Genomic DNA, 18316 nt, shown 5'->3' on the forward strand with positions numbered 1-18316 from the left:
ATCCTGAAAAACGATGCATGGGTCAGCTGAATTTGCCGCTGATGTAGTCCCCGGTCATTTGCTCACGCGGGTTTTCGAAGATCTGCGCGGTGGCGCCCATTTCCACCAGATAACCGGTGCGGGTGCCCTGGGAGATGTCTACCGAGAAAAACGCGGTGGTATCCGCCACACGGATCGCCTGCTGCATGTTGTGGGTGACCAGCGCGATGGTGTAATCCTTTTTCAACTCGACCATCAGCTCTTCGACACGACGGGTGGCGATGGGGTCGAGCGCCGAGCAAGGTTCGTCCAACAGCAGCACTTCCGGCTCGGTGGCGATAGCGCGGGCAATACACAGACGTTGCTGCTGGCCACCGGACAGCGACAGGCCGCTGACCTTGAGCTTGTCCTTGACTTCATCCCACAACGCGGCGCCTTGCAGCGCGTGCTTGACGCGATCACCCAAGTCGCCTTTGTAGCGGTTCAGGCGCAGGCCAAAGGCCACGTTGTCAAAGATGCTCATCGAAAACGGGTTCGGCTGCTGGAACACCATGCCGATGTAACGGCGTACGACGACGGGATCAACGCCCTTGCCGTACACGTCCTGGCCGAGGAAATGCACGTGGCCTTCGAAACGGAAGCCTTTCACCAGGTCGTTCATGCGGTTGAGGCTACGCAGCACAGTCGATTTGCCGCAGCCGGACGGGCCGATGAAGCCGGTGATCTTGTTTTTCTCGATTGGCACATGGCTATCACGCACCGCCATGAAGTTGCCGTAGAAAATCTTGTCCAGCTTGCAGTCCATGACCACAGGCGCCTGGGTGACAAACGGAGCGGCTTTTTGCGCAGTTGAGACGTTCAAAATTCAGGTGCTCCCGTTCTTAGTACTTGGGCTTGCCGAAAATACGGCTCACGATATTCACGACCAGCACGATCATTACCAGCACCAACGAGGCCGCCCAGGCGAGCTCAAGCTGGTTGTCGAAAGGCATGCCGGAGAAGTTGTAAATCAACACGGCCAGGGACGCCGTCGGATTCATGACCGCCAGGCTGCCGTCGTGGTAGATCCAGTAGTTACTGAACAGCGCGGTGAACAACAGCGGCGCGGTTTCGCCGGCAGCACGTGCTACTGCGAGCATCACGCCGGTCAGGATCGCGGGCATGCCGGTGGGCAAGACGATTTTCCAGATCACCTGCGAACGGGTGCAGCCCATGCCGTAGGCCGCGTCCTTCATGATCTTGGGCACCATCTTCATCGACTCTTCAGCCGTCAGCACCACGATCGGCAGCATCAGTACCGCCAATGCCACGCCACCTGCTGGAGCCGAGTAAGTCCCGGTCGTCATCACCACCAGGGCGTAGGCAAACACACCCGCCAGAATCGATGGCAAACCGGTGAGCATCTTGGCGGCAAAGCGCGAAGCGTTGGCCAATTTGCTGTCCGGACCCAGTTCAGCGAGGAAAACCGCAGCCAGGATGCCGACTGGTACGGCGATGGCGGCCGCGATACCGACCATCACGAACGTACCGGCCATGGCGTTACCGAAGCCACCGCCGGTCTCGAAACCGGTGGGGGGCAGTTCAGTGAACACTTCCAGGCTCAGGCGTGCGCCACCGCGGGTGATCAGCATGTAGAGCACGGAAATCAGCGGCACGCTGGCCAACAACGCGCCGAACCACACCAGGGTGGTCAGCACCAGGCTGCGCAAGGCACGGCCTTCGAACCGGCGTTGCAGGCTCGGCATGGCGGTGATGGGCGTAGAGAGATCAGTCATTACTTGGTACCCCGCTGGGCGTAGACCATGATCATCGAACCGATGATGTTCACCAGCAGCGTGATAAACATCAGGACCAGTGCGGCGTACATCAACACTTCGATCTCGTTCGGGCCGGCTTCGGGGAAGTTCAGCGCCAACAAGGCGGCCAGGGTGTTGGCCGGTGCAAACAACGAAAGCGAGATGTTGTTCGCGTTACCCACCAACATGGCCAGGGCCATGGTTTCACCCAAGGCGCGACCCAGGCCGAGTACCAGTGAACCGAAGATGCCGGTCGCGGCGGATGGCACCATCACCTTGAGAATCGCTTCCCAATGGGTGGTGCCCATGCCGTAGGCGGCTTGCTTGGTTTTCATCGGCACACCGGTGAGGGCGTCCTGAGACACGGCGGCAATGGTTGGCAAAATCATGATGGCCAGCACCAGCGCCGCCGGCAGCAGGCCCGGTCCGCTGAGGGACGTGCCGAAAAACGGGATCCAGCCCAGTTCAGTGTTCAGCCACGCAGTCAGCGGGCGGATGGCCGGGATCACTACATAAATGCCCCAGAGGCCGTAGACCACGCTGGGGATGGCGGCGAGCAACTCAACGATGGTACGAAACACCGCCGCGAGTTTTGCCGGAAGGAAATCCTGGGTGAGAAAAATCGCCATGCTCACGCCGAAAAAGCCTGCGATCAGCAACGCGATAAGGGCGCTGTAAAGCGTGCCCCAAATAGCTGGCAGAATGCCGTACTTGCCTTGGTTAACGTCCCAGACACTGCCGAACAGCACGTCAAAACCGTGCTTTTCCATGCCGGGAAGTGCCTTGCGCCCTACTTCGAAGACCAGCGCGAAAACCAGCGCCAGCACCAGCACTACGCCTATGCGTGCAAGTGCACGGAAGGTGCGGTCAACCAGGAAATCCTTCGTAGAAGGTGGCTGGCACGCAGAATCCGGGTTAACCGGTACGACAAAAGGTGTGTTCATTGGCTATTTCCGGAACAAGGGGGAAACGCTCCCGGCATGGCTGACAACCCATACCGAGAGCGGCCTGGCGGCCTTACTGGATGTTGGCGGAAGCTTTGCGAACTTGATCGACAACCGATGGAGGCAGTGGGATGTAGCCCATCGAGTCGGCGATTTTCTGACCTTCGGTCAGGCTGTACTCGACCATTTCACGCATGGCCTTGGCTTTGGCTGGGTTGCCGTTGTCCTTGCGGAAGATCATCCAGGTGTAGGAAGTGATCGGGTAGGACTTGGCACCATCCGGATCTGGCAGCCAGGCCACCAGGCTTTCCGGCATTTTCACCGCAGCCAGGGCTTCGGCGCCGCTTTCGGCGTTAGGTACAACGTATTTGCCGGCCTTGTTCTGCAGCTGGGCAAAGTCAACCTTGGCCAGTTTGGCGAAGCCGTATTCGATGTAGCCAATCGCGCCTGGGGTCTGACGCACAGTGGCGGTTACACCGTCGTTTTTCGGCGACTTGATGAACTTGTCGCTGGCTGGCCAGTTGACGGTGTTGCCTTCGCCCAGGTCTTTCTGGAACTCAGGGTTGATCGCGGCCAAGTGCTTGGTGAACACCGCGGTGGTGCCGCTGGAGTCTGCACGCACGACAACAGTGATCGGCATGTCAGGCAGTTTCAGGCCTGGGTTGGCGGCGGCGATCTTGGGATCGTTCCACTTGGTGATCTTGCCCAGGAAGATGTTGGAGTACACATCGCGTGGCAATTTAAGTTCTTTAGGATTGCCCGGCAGGTTGAACGCCAACACGATTTCACCCGCGGTCATCGGCAGCAGTTGCGCGCCTTCGGCCACCTTGGCGATGTCTTCGTCTTTCATGGCCGAGTCGCTGGCGGCGAAGTCGACGGTTTTGTTCAGGAAGTCCTGTACACCCGCACCGCTACCTTTGGATTGGTAATCAACGGTGACACCCTCGGTTTTCTTGCTGAAATCCTTGAACCAGGTGAGGTAGATCGGGGCTGGGAAACTCGCACCGGAACCGGTGAGGCGGATGCTCTCGGCAGCAAACACCGAGGTGGCACTGAGAGAAACCGCAACGGCGAGTGCAGCAGACTTCATCAGACGTTTCATTCAGGAAAATCCTTGTGAATTACGGGCTCGGGAACTCTGCAACATTCTTGTTACGGTTTTATGAACGTGGAGTGGCAAAACGCCTGGTTGTCCCCCTCTCCCACCGCAATCACGGCATTTGATGTCATTTGTTAGTAACAAAATGCGACTAAGACTTTGCCATCCCCACCACGCGAGTTCCGCCCATGTCCTCAATAGAAGATGCCTTGATGCAGCGCATCCATCGTGAATTGCTGGATCACAGTGACGAAGAGCTGGAACTGGAATTATCCGAAGATGGGCACGACCTCAACGCGCTGTTTGACGAGCACGTCGGTGAAAGCGCCGAAAAAGCCGCGCGCAGGATCTATTTCAGCGAACTGTTCCGCCTGCAGGGCGAGCTGGTGAAATTGCAGAGCTGGGTGGTCAAGACCGGTCACAAAGTGGTGATCCTGTTCGAAGGGCGCGATGCCGCCGGCAAAGGCGGTGTGATCAAACGCATCACCCAACGCCTGAACCCCAGGGTCTGCCGAGTAGCCGCCCTGCCCGCGCCGAATGACCGTGAACAAACTCAATGGTATTTCCAGCGCTACGTCTCGCACTTGCCGGCCGCTGGCGAAATCGTGCTGTTCGACCGCAGCTGGTACAACCGCGCTGGCGTCGAGCAGGTTATGGGGTTCTGCAACGCGGACCAGTACGAAGAGTTCTTCCGCACCGTGCCGGAGTTCGAGCGCATGCTCGCCCGTTCCGGCATTCAGTTGATCAAGTATTGGTTTTCCATTTCCGACCAGGAACAGCACCTGCGCTTTCTTAGCCGTATTCACGACCCGCTCAAGCAATGGAAGCTCAGCCCCATGGACCTGGAGTCGCGTCGGCGCTGGGAGGCCTATACCAAGGCCAAGGAAATCATGCTCGAGCGCACCCACATCGCCGAAGCGCCGTGGTGGGTGGTGCAGGCGGATGACAAGAAAAAAGCCCGGCTCAACTGCATCCACCACTTGCTCGGGCAGATGCCGTATGAAGAAGTCGAGCTGCCGGTGATCGAACTGCCGCAGCGCGTGCGGCAGGAGGACTACTCCCGTAGCCCGACGCCACCGGAACTCATCGTGCCGCAGCTCTATTAACTGAGCTGCTCACACAGGAACGGCACACTGGCGAGCCGTGAAGTGGGGTGAAACGCCAGTACCCGCGTTGCCACCAACAGGTAAGCGACTTCCTCGGAGGACATGAACGCCATGCCACCGAGGATTTCGAAGGCGCGGGTACTGATGCGGTTGATCGCCTCTTGCACGGCAAAGCGCGTGGCTTGCGCGCGTGCCAGGTCTGCGCGCAGGAACCGGTTCTGGTCGATTGCAACCGCCAGGCCGCGTATCGCCATCGTGGCGCCCTGCAGATCAATCAGCAGCATTGCGCGATCATCCTGCGAGCCTTTGTTGCACGCCAATGCCCTCGACGCCAACGCAGACGCCATGCCCAGGTAGGACGCCGACGCAAGCAACTGGAACCAGATCGCAAACAAGTGCTCACCCGTGCCCTGCTGCACATCGTCCAGCTGGTTATCCACGGCCTTGCTGAAATACATCATCGCCTCTGGCACCAACAGCTGGTTGAAGATCACTTCATGGCTGTCGGCTGCTTGCAAATGCGGCACCGACCAGAACTTTTTCCGCTGGATATTCGGGTCACCCGCCAACCCCAGGCCGATGCCGATATGGGTCTGGCCTTGCGGGTCGACGTAGTTGACGCCAAAGGTGATCGCGTCAAAGTGATGGGTCATCGTGCAGGGCTTTTTGCTGCCGCTCACTCGATAACCATCGGCTGTTTTTTCTACGGACAGCGTGGACTCCAGGATATTGGCGTGCGCCCGCCCCTCGGCAAAACCCGAGGCGACCAACAGGTTGTCGCGAGCGACCACGCCGAGCATTCCCTGGATATCGGGAAAGAAGCGACTCGCCGCCATCATGCCGGCTACCGTGTGATGGTGCATGGTCATCATCACGGCCAATGAAGGGCAATGGGCGCCAACCCAGGTGTGTACCTGGGCCAGGTTGACTGCGCTGATCCCTCCACCGCCAAGTGCTTTGGAGATGGAAAGCCCTGGCGCGCCGACTGTTTTAAACAACGTGGCCAGTTGTTTGGACTCGCCGCGTTCAAGTTCAATCAGTGAGGCCGCTTCAAGAACAGGCACCAGTTCAGGAATACAGGCTAAAACGGTATTTCTTTCTTCACTCAGAAACATAGTAAACGAACCCTTGTTATTGTTTAGGCTTTAAGTAATGTCGCGCATAACGGCTGTCCAACTTCGACAGTGGCAATAACATAAAGAAGTCCGCGACATTAAATTCCTTATCCCACGCCGGTGCACCACAGACCCAGCCACCACTGCGCAAATAACCTTTGAGCAACGGCGGTACGCGCGGCACATGTCCGGGCTCGAACGCTTCCAAGGGAAAAGGGATATGGGGCGTTACGCGATAGTCGGCAGGCGCCCGATTATCTGCGGTAAAACCGCGATACAGCGCTGCCGCATCATGACCACCATCGGACAGGCTCACGCTCGCGCAGCCCATCAAATGGTCGCAGCCCTGGCTCTCCATGTACCTCGCAAGGCCTGACCACAACAGCATGATCACACTGCCGCTGCGGTATTCGGGGTGGACACAGGCATGCCCGGCTTCAACGGTCCTGGCGCGCAATGACGCCAGTCCACTGAGGTCGAACTCCCTCTCCGAGTAGTAGTGCCCCATGCGCTGTGCAGCGGCCGGGCCCATCAGGCGGTAGGTGCCCACCACGGCTGAAGTCTTGGCGTCGCGGACCAGTAAGTGGTCGCAGTAGTCGTCAAACTCGTCAGTATTCAACGCCTCAGGGTTTGCAAGTTCAGACAACTTAAAAGTTTCGGTAAAGACACGATAACGCAGGCGTTGCACCTCACGTATTTCTTCTTGCCGAGTGGCGAGACTGACCACTAGCCCTGCACGCGGAAGTTGTGCAGCTGAATGTTCTTCACTGGATACCGATGGAGATCGCATTCCTGTTCCTTTGAGTCGCCATACGTGTAAGAGGCAAGTAGTGAGCAGGACACTAACATGCGACTTTATGCAGGCAACGTAAGGAAACTCCGAAACAAGTTGCGATCTTTATGGTGGGTAAAGTTACTGTGGTGAACTACTCACCACCCGCAACGCCAACCCCTCATACGCATCCAGGGTAATGGTGAATGCCCCCTCCGCCGTCAGGTCGCCCTCCACACGCTCATTGATGATGTCCACCACCATCCCGGCAGCAATATCGGATAAATGCAGGGTTTCAGTGATCGGCGTGGCACCAAAATTCAGTGCAGTGATTTGCGTGCCTTTGCCGGCTGGCAATTCATGCACCATTACCAGCAGCGCCGAGTTTTCAACCTCCGGCACCAGAATCTGGCGGCTGGCGGCGATGTCATAGGCGCGGCGCACCGCGAGAATCTTCTGTAGTTGGGAGGCGAAGGACTCAGGGTCCTGCAACTGGCTGTTCAAGCTGCCATACAGGCTCTGCGAGCGCGGCATATGGCCGGCCGAAAGCTCTGCGTCCGGGTTCAAATCCACCAGGTCATACGCGCCGCGATGAATCCAACGGGTGTCGCCATCCTGCATCAAGTGCTCGACCTCTTCGGCCGCCAGCGGCAGCGCGCCCACCAAGTCCCAGCCCGACAGGGCAAACACCCCAGGCTGCATGGCGTTGTACATCACCAGCAGCAAATGGATCTGGCGGATCTGCCGGATGTCAGCTTCGGTGATCGCCTCCAGATCACGAATGCCCAGCGCCGCCGTGATGATGCTGGCCGTGGTGCACGACACGCCATTGGTCACAAACTTGAGGTTATACGGCGCATGCTCACCGGCCAGGCGCTCGTACATCTGCTCGCGAATGTGCTCGCGCAGGATATTGCCGGGAAAGGTCTGGCCCTGGTACAGGAAGATGTCATGGGCGTGCAAGGTCCAGAAGTGCACCAGTTCCAGGGTCAGCTCATCGTGGTTCTGCAACGCATGGATCAGCGAACCCGGATCAATACCCTGGCGGTGCATCTCACGCAACATCAGGCGCAGGAACTCGGCATCGCCCATCAGCAGTGCATGCTGGTACGCCGGGCGCGTGATGAAGTCATAGGACAGGTCGGCGCCACCATGGGACATGGAAGCGATGTCATCCACGGTGAGGTTCAACTCCTGGAAGCTGAAACCGCCGGCCTTGCGAATCGCGCCGCCGAGCAACTGGTTGCCGGTGATCGACAGTGGATGGCTCTCGGACCAGGCCGTGCCGTCCAGTTTGCGCTCCACACCGAGAAAGCCGTTGGCGTCCAGGCGCAGGATCTTCGCGCCCATCACGTCGATGGCGTGCAGTGCGTCACCGATGATCATTTGCTGTGCGGCGAAGGTCGGGTCCAGCCAATTCAGCGATGGCTGGCCTTCCTTGAAGTAATGCAGGTACACCCAGCGACGCGGCTTGCCATCCACACCGAGCACCACGTCTGTCGCGCTCCAGTCGGTTTCCTTGACGCCGGGCTCGAAGAAGATCACCCGCTGCAACTGGCCGACGATGTAGTGTTTGTCACGCAACGCATCGACCTGGACGGGGCTGAGGTTTTGCGCGTCACGGCCCTCAGCGACGTCGGGCAGCAGCGGCCAGTCCTCCTCGCGGATTTCGACCATGTGGTACAGGCCGGGATAGTCCTCGTAGGCCATCTCCGCCAGGCGGAAATCCGCGCCCTTGCCGGTGTGGGACGGGATCACATCGTCGATGATCACCGCATTGTGCGCCGCCGCCATGCGCGTCAACGCCTGTAACTGCGCCTCGGTGCCCAACTCCGGGTCGATCTCGAAGCTGATGCGGTCGAAATTGCCGTCGATGGTCGGTGTGTGCTGCGTGCCCTTCAGGCCGCCGGACTTCTTCAATGGGCCATTGTGGATGCCCTGGATGCCGATCTTCGACAACGCCTGCCACAGCGCCTCATCCCCCAGCGCCTCCAGCACCGTGCCGCCTTCGCGGGTCACAATCGAGGCCGGGTACGCGGTAAACCACACGGACGACAGGGCCGAAGCATCGCGGGGCCGCGTCTGCGCGTACGGCTGCTGCCACAACCGGCCCTGGCCCGAATAGAGCTTGGCGCGCTGGCGTGCCGCGTGCAGCATCGATTGTTCCACCAGCCAGCTCACATGGTTGTTTTCAGCCGCCGTCATATGCCTGATCCCTGTTGTCGTGAATGAGTCCGACGCGGAGGTATCAGGTATCGGTAACACCGGTCGTAGTCATATGAGGCGTAGGAGCGCGATTCGTTGCATCGAATTCAAGCTTACGTTGCTCAAAACGCTCAGCTTCAGGCTGGCTGGCGTTCTTTTGGACAATGCTACTGACTTCCTCTGTGTAGGGTAGGAAGGTGGAAGCAACGAGCATCCCCCAGCGCGCCTCCGGGACGTTGCTCAAAATACCAATCGACTTCAGGGTGGTTCTAGACAACAACAGCTTGAGCGTGTCATTGCTTAGTACCGTGTCCTGAAGCAAGTATCGTTGTAGTTCGTGATGGCGCTCGGGATGAAGAGTCCAGAGCGTGTCGGCCAAGGCCTCTGCGTTACGCTCAATGAACGTGCCCAAAACCGCCCTTTCGGGCTTCTTGCTGTACCCACCCTTTGGCGGTGCGAAAATACTCTGGCGAGGACTGAATAGAGGGACAGCTCGAAAATACGTCCAGACTGCCTGCGATTTGTCACTAATCCTTTCAGCATTTAATAAAAGCGACCAGACAGCTTCGGGCGTGCTTTCTAGTGCTATCAATTGAGATTTCGTGTGTTCAAGCAATGAAGCAACCTGATCAAGCTTGTCCGCCCCTGCGGCAAGCAATTTTGTCAGCGACTCAACGGACTCATCCAACACATCGCTTTGGCTGAGCAATTCCTTGATGAGCGTATGCGGGGCGTGATCCAACAGCTTTTCCATACCGTCCAGTTCCAGGGCCAATAGCCGGCGGTAGGTGATCCGCTCGTCATTGCCTGACGCTGTTTCAAACGTCGAACAAATCAAGCGAAGCATATCCAGTCGAGGCTCGATAAACCCCAGACTCACTAACTGCTTGAGGTCATCTGCGCGGGTTGTGTCGCTGAGGTTATGAAACTGCACAGGTTGTTCATGCAACCACTTCCAGGCACCTTCGCCCTGTGCGAGCAGCGGGACTAAATCGGTAACGTCCGGCAGTTCTTCAACGCTGTGCAGTATGCCCATGCCGCCCTCATCCAATGCGGCGATCTGATCGGGGCTCAAGCTGCTGAAAATGGTGCAAAGCAAAGCCTGCCTGGGCCCGCTCGGCATAGATATCACCAGCTGCTCCAACAGCATGGGAGTTGTCTCGTAGATAGCCTGAATTAAGGCGGGTACATGCGCGCTCAGCAAAAGTGAATCGGCCATCTCGGCAAAGCGGTCCATGTATTGAGGCGCCGCGTTGAGGATCGTAGCCAGTTTTCCAGCATGAAGTGCTTCATCCGAAACGCTGCTTTGGCTGCATAGGTACTCAACCAATCCGGAGATCAAGCCGCGTCCTTCTGCCAGGGAATCATGTTCAAGTTTGCCAAGCACCCTCGCAGGGTCGTTGACGAAGGTCATTACCTTCGGAGATTCACCTCGGCGTAAGGCCAGTATCAGGTTCTTGTCATCCTGCGTCAGTGCTCCTTCATAGAAAAAGCTCAGGTAATCGTTGTAGTCAATATCGAAAAAGCCCGCACGCATCAGCTCAATGACGCCTTCGAGCCCCTTAAGGTCCCGGGCCAAAACGTCCTCGTACCCCGAATTTACGGCATCCCTGAAGGCCATTCGCAGGACATGCACACTCTCAGTTCTTAACGATTCGATCCTTTGCTCAAAAAGGTCAGGTTCCATCTCCGTCTCGCGATCCTGCAAATGCAAGATTGCGGCCCTGGCGATCCGTGCCTTTTCATCCCGCCACCCACTGAAACCAGTGATCACCGAATAGATTGCCCCACGCCGTTTGATCAGATCGGCAAAAGCCTCCGGGTACAAGTTGCGCACGACCACCATTGCAAACAGCTTGTTCGCATCAAGAACCACGCCACGATCGCCGAGCAGGCTGGAGAAAATATCAAACTCATTGACGATATTCTTGATCAGCCTCATCTCATCAATGTAATCGCACACCGTCTCAATCAACCCGCGATCAAGACTCCCGAACACAGATTTAAAGCGCTCTGCCCGCAACAAGTCCAACATCTTTTCCCCAGAGTTTTCCGAGCTGACGACGGGAATAACGGGAATGACCAGGTCGAAAAATTTGGTCTTTTCACCCACTGAGAACAACTCATCGCGGATGGCATAGATGAAATGCACGGGACGCTTGATTTGCGGGGACTGCCTGATCGTGAAGTTGATTTCACGCAACCTAAAGAACACATCTTGGATGCCAAACCGGTCAAGATCCTCAATCACCACCACATCGATATCGCTGCGTTCAAAACAGTAGATAATTTCGTCGACGTTCTTGTGCAGTACGGACCCATGATGAGTCGCTTCCAGCTTCCCGCCTTTCAGCGTCAACCCATCAATGCTGAAGAGGGAAAGGTACTTCAACACAGAATGAAGAATGTACAGACCCGACGCACCTGCAAAAATCAGCGCGATCCAATCGGGTATGCGCATGAGTGCTGGAACAAGCCAAGCGGGGTCGATTTTCGGGAGCATGTTGACGGAAGGCAGATACATGCGCAGAACGCTGACAATCAGCAATGCAAAGAACACCGTGTGCAGCGCAATACTGGTATTGGAGGCTTGTACGATGCGCTTCAAACGCGTTTTCGGCAGTTTTTTCGCAGGGACGGCATATAGCAGTTGTTGAACGATTGTTTCTTCAATGCGCGACATCAGATCTGCTTCTGCATCGCGCCCTGCTGGACTTTCCTGCGTGAAGGTCGCCAGTGAAATCAGAACATGCTTGAACTCTGGGTAACGATCAAAAAAGGTTCTGATAACGCTGCTCTTGCCTGCACCATACCCGCCCGTGAGCGCAATATTACGAACTTGCTCATTGCGTAGCGCGTGCAGAAACACACTCGCATAGCGATCCGCTTGACTGCCCCCAAGCAATACAGGCGTCAGAGGTTCAAAAGCCCCGTCACTTTTAGGAATGGCCTTATCGGCGTTCCACGTTTTAAGAAAGGCGTTGAAACTGCGTTTAAGCCTGCACACTAATCCTTGAGTCACTGAGTCATCCTGTTTTGCAATCAACGGTGCGGTGCGAATGCGCGCCATGATAGCCGATAGCCACCTCGCAGTCCTGCCCTGTTCCTTGAACGCAAGGCACCTATCCCAAACAGCACAACCCGTTGGATCGATTACTCGCCTGCGCCCCCCGTCGCCTGCCGATACTGCCGCGGCGTAAACCCGGTCGACGCCTTGAACTGGCGGGTAAACGCACTGTGGTCGGTGTACCCGCACTGCAACGCCACTTCGGTGATCGGCAGGTCGGTGTGCAGCAACCGGTGCGCCTGCTCCAGCCGCACTTTCTGGATCATCTGCCGTGGCGTGAGGAGGAACACGCGCTTGCAGTAGCGCTCCAACTGCGCCACTGAAATCCCGGCGATCCGTGTCAGTTCACCCAGGGTCACGCGGCGGTTGAAGTGTGCGCGGATATGGGCGTCCACGGCGGCCAGGCGTTGGTACGCCGGGTGGCTTTCGCTGGCGGTTTGCAGGTCGACAGAGATACCCGCCAGGCCGATGATCGCCCCTGTGTGGCTGTACAGCGGCCACTTGTGGGTCAGGCACCAGCCGGGCTCGCGGGTGCCGTACAAGTGCAGTTCCAGCTGATCTTCCAGCACAAAACCCTGCTCCAGCACGCGCCGGTCCTGTTCGGTGTAGCCAGGCCCCAACTGCGCGGGGAAGACTTCGGCACTGGTCTTGCCCAGCAGCGGTTGCAGTTGCTTGAGGCCGCAGCGCTGCACCAGGGTGCGGTTGGCGAGCACATAGCGGGCCTGGGTGTCCTTGATGAAAATCGCGGCATTGGGGATCACGTCCAGCATCGGCAATAGCTGCGCGACACTGCCCACTAACTGCTCGAGGTCTTGGGGGTTGCTCCCTTGGCAAAGGGTCGCAAAAGCGCTCTGCATCATGACGGTCGATCCCCGCTGGTGGCCTGACGGATAGCAGATTGCCCGATGCCCGGAGCCCTGTCGAGCAAGCAAAACTGTGCTGATTTCGTCATCGATGCCGGCAAAAAACATCAATCGCGCCGCCCTTCATGAGTTCACTGTATGGCCACTGCATGCCTATCCAATAACTCACAAGAAGGCGACGCTATGTCAGCTCAAGGCAAGTTCAAGAAACAGCTTTCCCTGATGGACCTGACCTTTATCGGGTTGGGCGCCATCTTTGGTTCGGGCTGGTTGTTCGCAGCCAGTCACGTATCTGCAATCGCAGGCCCAGCGGGCATTATTTCCTGGATCATCGGCGGTTTCGCGGTGCTGCTGCTGGGCATTGTGTACTGCGAGCTAGGCGCGGCATTGCCCCGCGCCGGCGGCGTGGTGCGCTACCCGGTTTATTCCCACGGCCCGCTGTTGGGCTACCTGATGGGCTTCATCACGCTGATCGCGTTTTCCAGCCTGGTGGCCATCGAAGTGGTCGCCTCGCGGCAGTACGCAGCGGCGTGGTTTCCGGAACTGACCAAGGCCGGTTCCAGCGACCCGACCACCCTCGGCTGGCTGGTGCAATTCGCCCTGCTGTGCCTGTTCTTCGTGCTCAATTACCGCAGCGTGAAAACCTTCGCCATCGCCAATAACCTGGTCAGCGTATTCAAGTTCATCGTGCCGTTGCTGGTGATTGGTGTGCTGTTCACCTTCTTCAAACCGGCGAACTTTGAGGTGCAGGGTTTTGCGCCGTTCGGGCTGTCGGGCATCGAGATGGCGGTGTCGGCCGGTGGGGTGATTTTTGCCTACCTGGGCCTGACGCCTATCATCTCGGTGGCCAGTGAAGTGAAGAACCCGCAGCGCACGATTCCGATTGCCTTGATCCTTTCGGTGTTGTTGTCGACCGCCATCTACGTGCTGCTGCAAACCGCCTTCCTCGGTGGCGTGCCCACGGAAATGCTCGCCAATGGCTGGGCCGGGATCAGCAAGGAGCTGGCGCTGCCTTATCGGGATATCGCCCTGGCACTGGGCGTGGGTTGGTTGGCCTACCTGGTGGTGGCCGACGCGGTGATCTCACCCAGTGGCTGCGGCAACATCTACATGAACGCCACCCCTCGCGTGGTGTACGGCTGGGCACAGACCGGCACGTTCTTCAAGATTTTTACGCGTATCGATGAGAAGTCCGGCATTCCACGTCCGGCGCTGTGGCTGACCTTTGGTTTGTCGGTGTTCTGGACCCTACCGTTTCCGTCCTGGGAAGCACTGATCAATGTGGTGTCTGCGGCGCTGATCCTCAGCTACGCCGTGGCCCCGGTCACCGTCGCCGCGCTACGTCGCAATGCCCCGCAGATGGCGCGGCCGTTCCGGGTCAAGGGCATGGCGGTGCTGGGTCCGTTGTCGTTCATCATCGCCGCGCTGATCGTGTATTGGTCTGGCTGGGGCACGGTGTCCTGGCTGCTCGGCCTGCAGATCCTGATGTTTGTGGTGTACCTGCTGTGCGCACGCTGGGTGCCGACTGCGCACCTCAATATCAAACAACAAGTGCGCTCGTCTGCCTGGCTGATTGGCTTTTACGCGGTGACCATCCTGCTGTCCAAGCTCGGCAGTTTTGGTGGCATCGGCGTGATCAGCCACCCGCTCGACACCATTGTCGTCGCCGCTTGCGCACTCGGCATTTACTACTGGGGCGCCGCCACTGGCGTGCCGGCTCATCTGGTACGGCTGGAACATGAAGCCGATGAAAGCGAAGCGGTCGACGAACCTCACCCGCCGCTGACACCCGCGACCTACTGATTCAGGAGCCTTTTATGAAGCGACTGCATGTGATCGACTCCCACACCGGCGGCGAACCGACGCGCCTGGTCATGAGCGGTTTCCCGGCGCTGAGCGGCGCCACGATTGCCGATCAATTGCACAACCTGCGCACCGAGCATGATCACTGGCGCCGTGCCTGCCTGCTGGAGCCACGCGGCAATGACGTACTGGTCGGCGCACTGTATTGCGAGCCCGTCACGCCAGGCGCGATCTGCGGCGTGATCTTCTTCAACAACGCCGGTTACCTCGGCATGTGCGGCCACGGCACCATCGGCCTGGTCGCGTCGCTGCACCACTTGGGCCGTATCCAGCCCGGCGTGCACGCCATCGACACGCCTGTCGGTCCAGTGGAGGCCACGCTGCACACAGACGGCAGCGTGACGCTGTGCAATGTGCCCGCCTACCGCCTGCGCAAACAGGTGCCAGTGGAGGTGCCAGGGCATGGCGTGGTCTACGGCGATATCGCCTGGGGTGGCAACTGGTTTTTCCTGGTGTCGGACCATGGCCAACGCTTGCAGATGGACAACGTGGATGCACTCACCGATTACACCTGGGCGATGCTCAAGGCTTTGGAAGATCAAGGCATTCACGGTGCGGATGGCGCGCTGATCGACCACATCGAACTGTTCGCCGATGACGACCTTGCCGACAGCCGCAACTTCGTGATGTGCCCCGGCAAGGCCTACGACCGTTCACCCTGCGGCACCGGCACCAGCGCCAAGCTGGCCTGCCTGGCCGCGGATGAAAAACTCAAGCCCGGTGAAACTTGGACCCAAGCCAGCATCACCGGCAGCCAATTCGAAGGCCGCTATGAATGGGACGGCGAGCGCGTGCGGCCCTTCATCACCGGCAGCGCCTACATGACCGCCGACAGCACCTTGCTGATCGACGAGCGCGACCCGTTTGCCTGGGGCATCTGAGCCCTTCCCTGTTTGTACTGAACGTTCCAAGGAGTTAGAACAATGAGCGACAACATCTTCACCGGCTGCATCCCCGCCCTGATGACCCCGTGCACCGCCGAGCGCAAACCAGACTTCGACGCCCTGGTCGCCAAGGGCCGGGAATTGATCGATATCGGCATGAGCGCCGTGGTGTACTGCGGCTCCATGGGCGACTGGCCGTTGCTCACCGAGGCCGAACGCCAGGAAGGCGTGGCGCGTCTGGTGGCCGCCGGTGTACCGACCATCGTCGGCACCGGTGCGGTCAACAGCCGTGAAGCCGTGGCCCATGCCGCCCACGCTGCCAAGGTCGGCGCCCATGGCCTGATGGTGATTCCGCGCGTGCTGTCCCGTGGTGCCTCCGCCACCGCACAGAAGGCGCACTTCTCGGCCATCCTCAAGGCTGCGCCAAATCTGCCGGCGGTGATCTACAACAGCCCCTACTACGGCTTCGCCACCCGCGCCGACCTGTTCTTCGAACTGCGCCGCGAACACCCGAACCTGATCGGCTTCAAGGAGTTCGGCGGCGGCGCCGACCTGCGCTATGCCGCCGAACACATCACCTCCCAGGACGATAACGTGACCTTGATGGTCGGCGTGGACACCCAGGTGGTGCACGGCTTCGTCAACTGCAACGCCACCGGCGCCATCACCGGTATCGGCAACGCCCTGCCTCGCGAAGTGCTGCAACTGGTGGCCTTGAGCAAAAAAGCCGCCAAGGGCGATGCCAAGGCCCGTCGCCAGGCCCGTGAGCTGGAGGCCGCGCTGGCAGTACTGTCGTCCTTCGATGAAGGCTGCGACCTGGTGCTGTATTACAAGCACTTGATGGTGCTCAACGGTGATACAGGCTACGCCCTGCACTTCAATGAAACGGATGTGCTCAGCGACGCCCAGCGCCGTTATGCCGAGAACCAGTACGCGCTGTTCCGTCAGTGGTACGCCAACTGGTCGGCGGAACAGAACGTCGCCTGACGCCCTCGCGCGCCGCTGCGGTTCTCGCAGCGGCCAACCCCCTTTTCTACCAGGACAATCCCATGACTCTGACGGGCAAAATGCTGATCGGTCAGCAACTCATTTCCGGAAACCGAGAGGCGATCCGGGCGATCAATCCCGCCACCGATACCCCCATGGAACCGGCCTATCCAGGCGGCGACGGCGAACAGGTGGCCCAGGCGTGTGCCTCGGCGTGGGCGGCGTTTGATGGGTACCGCGAAACCTCGCTGGAGGCGCGTGCCAGCTTTCTTGAAGCCATCGCCACGCAGATCGAAGCCCTGGGTGATGAGCTGATCGAACGCGCCGTTGCCGAAACCGGCCTGCCCCACGCACGCATCCAGGGTGAACGCGGGCGCACCTGCGGCCAACTGCGCACCTTCGCTCGCACCGTACGCGCCGGGGAGTGGCTGGATATGCGGGTGGACCCTGCACAGCCGCAGCGCCAGCCACTGCCTCGTCCAGACCTGCGCCAGCGCCATATCGCGCTGGGCCCGGTGGCCGTGTTTGGTGCGAGCAACTTTCCCCTGGCGTTTTCCGTAGCCGGTGGCGATACCGCCTCCGCGCTGGCCGCCGGTTGCCCGGTGGTGGTGAAGGCCCACGGCGCGCATCCGGGCACCAGTGAACTGGTGGGCCGGGCGGTGGCGCAGGCGGTCAAGGCGTGTGGATTGCCCGAAGGCGTGTTTTCGTTGTTGTACGGTTCGGGACGCGAGGTGGGGATTGCGTTGGTCACCGATCCGCGCATCAAGGCGGTTGGTTTTACCGGCTCGCGCTGCGGTGGCGTGGCGTTGACCCAAGCGGCGCAGGCCCGGCCCGAGCCGATTCCGGTGTATGCGGAAATGAGTTCGATCAATCCGGTGTATCTGTTCCCAGCCGCACTCACCACACGCGGTGAAGCGTTGGCGAAAGGCTTTGTGGCGTCGCTGACTCAGGGTGCCGGGCAGTTTTGCACCAACCCAGGTTTGGTGATCGCCGTACAAGGGCCCGCGCTGGATCGTTTTATCGGCACGGCCAGTGAAAGGTTGCCCAACTGTGCAGCGCAGACCATGCTGACCCCCGGCATTTTCAGTGCCTTCGATGCAGGCGTGGCCGCACTGACAGAACACGCCAAGGTGGCGGCAAAAGGGTTGCCAGCAGAAGGCCCCAACAGAGGCCAAGCCCACCTGTTCGTGACTCAGGCCAAGGATTTTTTAGCCAATGAACACCTGCAAGCCGAAGTTTTCGGCGCAGCCTCATTGATCGTCGTATGCGCCAATAACGAAGAGATGCATCAGGTTTCCGAACACTTGGAAGGCCAACTGACCGCTACCCTGCAGATGGATGACGACGATCTGCCAAGCGCCAAGGCCCTGCTGCCGGTGCTAGAACGCAAGGCCGGTCGCCTGCTGGTCAACGGTTGGCCGACAGGTGTCGAGGTCTGTGATGCCATGGTGCATGGCGGCCCCTTCCCCGCCACGTCAGACTCGCGTAGCACCTCGGTGGGCACGGCGGCGATCCAACGGTTTTTGCGACCGGTGTGTTATCAGGACTTCCCCGATGCGCTGTTGCCTGCTGCACTCCGGCACGGCAATCCGTTGCTGCTGCGGCGCCTGCTCGATGGCCAGAGGGAGGCGTAGGC

At 59.2% G+C, this 18316-nt stretch carries 14 protein-coding genes; 5 read left to right on the forward strand and 9 right to left on the reverse strand.

Translation table 11 applies throughout. The features are described 5' to 3' along the window. Positions 1-22: 22 nt before the first annotated feature. The 4 genes from pstB to pstS all read right to left on the reverse strand — a co-directional run bounded on the left by pstB (position 23) and on the right by pstS (position 3821). Positions 23-784, reverse strand: a complete 762-nt coding sequence (gene pstB, locus ACP7BX_RS18235; RefSeq protein WP_033902990.1) for a phosphate ABC transporter ATP-binding protein PstB — start codon at positions 782-784, stop codon at positions 23-25. A gap of 76 nt (positions 785-860) precedes the next feature. After that, positions 861-1754 carry a phosphate ABC transporter permease PstA gene (gene pstA, locus ACP7BX_RS18240; protein ID WP_033902991.1) on the reverse strand — a complete coding sequence of 298 codons (894 nt, stop codon included), beginning with the start codon at positions 1752-1754 and terminating at the stop codon, positions 861-863. Then, positions 1754-2719 carry a phosphate ABC transporter permease subunit PstC gene (pstC, locus tag ACP7BX_RS18245; RefSeq protein WP_016978032.1) on the reverse strand — a complete coding sequence of 322 codons (966 nt, stop codon included), beginning with the start codon at positions 2717-2719 and terminating at the stop codon, positions 1754-1756. The genes pstA and pstC overlap by 1 nt, the downstream gene beginning before the upstream one ends. A gap of 73 nt (positions 2720-2792) precedes the next feature. Next, the gene (gene pstS / locus ACP7BX_RS18250; protein ID WP_016978033.1) at positions 2793-3821 is read right to left on the reverse strand and encodes a phosphate ABC transporter substrate-binding protein PstS; all 1029 of its coding nucleotides are present in this window, start codon (positions 3819-3821) and stop codon (positions 2793-2795) included. A gap of 185 nt (positions 3822-4006) precedes the next feature. Between pstS and ppk2 the strand changes: the two genes are divergently transcribed. Beyond that, positions 4007-4924 carry a polyphosphate kinase 2 gene (gene ppk2, locus ACP7BX_RS18255; protein WP_025999860.1) on the forward strand — a complete coding sequence of 306 codons (918 nt, stop codon included), beginning with the start codon at positions 4007-4009 and terminating at the stop codon, positions 4922-4924. Here ppk2 and ACP7BX_RS18260 read toward each other — a convergent pair. The 5 genes from ACP7BX_RS18260 to ACP7BX_RS18280 form a co-directional block, all read right to left on the reverse strand. Then, positions 4921-6039, reverse strand: a complete 1119-nt coding sequence (locus ACP7BX_RS18260; RefSeq protein WP_426128747.1) for a hypothetical protein — start codon at positions 6037-6039, stop codon at positions 4921-4923. The two genes, ppk2 and ACP7BX_RS18260, sit on opposite strands and share 4 nt — an antisense overlap. Before the next feature lie 16 nt (positions 6040-6055). Beyond that, positions 6056-6727, reverse strand: a complete 672-nt coding sequence (locus tag ACP7BX_RS18265) for a GNAT family N-acetyltransferase (protein WP_426128745.1) — start codon at positions 6725-6727, stop codon at positions 6056-6058. Positions 6728-6952: 225 nt separating this feature from the next. Beyond that, a complete protein-coding gene (gene treS / locus ACP7BX_RS18270) occupies positions 6953-9016 on the reverse strand; it encodes a maltose alpha-D-glucosyltransferase (protein WP_426128743.1) in 2064 nt (687 codons plus the stop codon). 43 nt (positions 9017-9059) lie between these two features. Then, entirely contained in the window at positions 9060-12086 is a 3027-nt protein-coding gene (locus ACP7BX_RS18275; RefSeq protein ID WP_426128741.1) for a P-loop NTPase fold protein, read from the reverse strand. Positions 12087-12169: 83 nt separating this feature from the next. Further along, entirely contained in the window at positions 12170-12943 is a 774-nt protein-coding gene (locus tag ACP7BX_RS18280) for a helix-turn-helix domain-containing protein (protein ID WP_426128739.1), read from the reverse strand. 186 nt (positions 12944-13129) lie between these two features. Here ACP7BX_RS18280 and ACP7BX_RS18285 point away from each other — a divergent pair, with 186 nt between their 5' ends. From ACP7BX_RS18285 to ACP7BX_RS18300, 4 genes are all read left to right on the forward strand, one after another. Then, a complete protein-coding gene (locus ACP7BX_RS18285) occupies positions 13130-14749 on the forward strand; it encodes an APC family permease (RefSeq protein WP_426128737.1) in 1620 nt (539 codons plus the stop codon). 14 nt (positions 14750-14763) lie between these two features. Beyond that, positions 14764-15690: a 4-hydroxyproline epimerase gene (locus ACP7BX_RS18290; protein WP_426128735.1), complete on the forward strand. Its 927-nt coding sequence runs from the start codon at positions 14764-14766 to the stop codon at positions 15688-15690. A gap of 42 nt (positions 15691-15732) precedes the next feature. Beyond that, complete coding sequence (locus ACP7BX_RS18295; RefSeq protein ID WP_177074979.1) at positions 15733-16680, forward strand: dihydrodipicolinate synthase family protein; 948 nt, start codon at positions 15733-15735, stop codon at positions 16678-16680. A gap of 62 nt (positions 16681-16742) precedes the next feature. Further along, the gene (locus tag ACP7BX_RS18300) at positions 16743-18314 is read left to right on the forward strand and encodes an aldehyde dehydrogenase (NADP(+)) (protein WP_426128733.1); all 1572 of its coding nucleotides are present in this window, start codon (positions 16743-16745) and stop codon (positions 18312-18314) included. Positions 18315-18316: the final 2 nt, after the last annotated feature.

Source organism: Pseudomonas sp. DWP3-1-3b3, assembly GCF_049896305.1.
GTDB classification, from domain to species: Bacteria; Pseudomonadota; Gammaproteobacteria; order Pseudomonadales; family Pseudomonadaceae; genus Aquipseudomonas; species Aquipseudomonas azotoformans_A.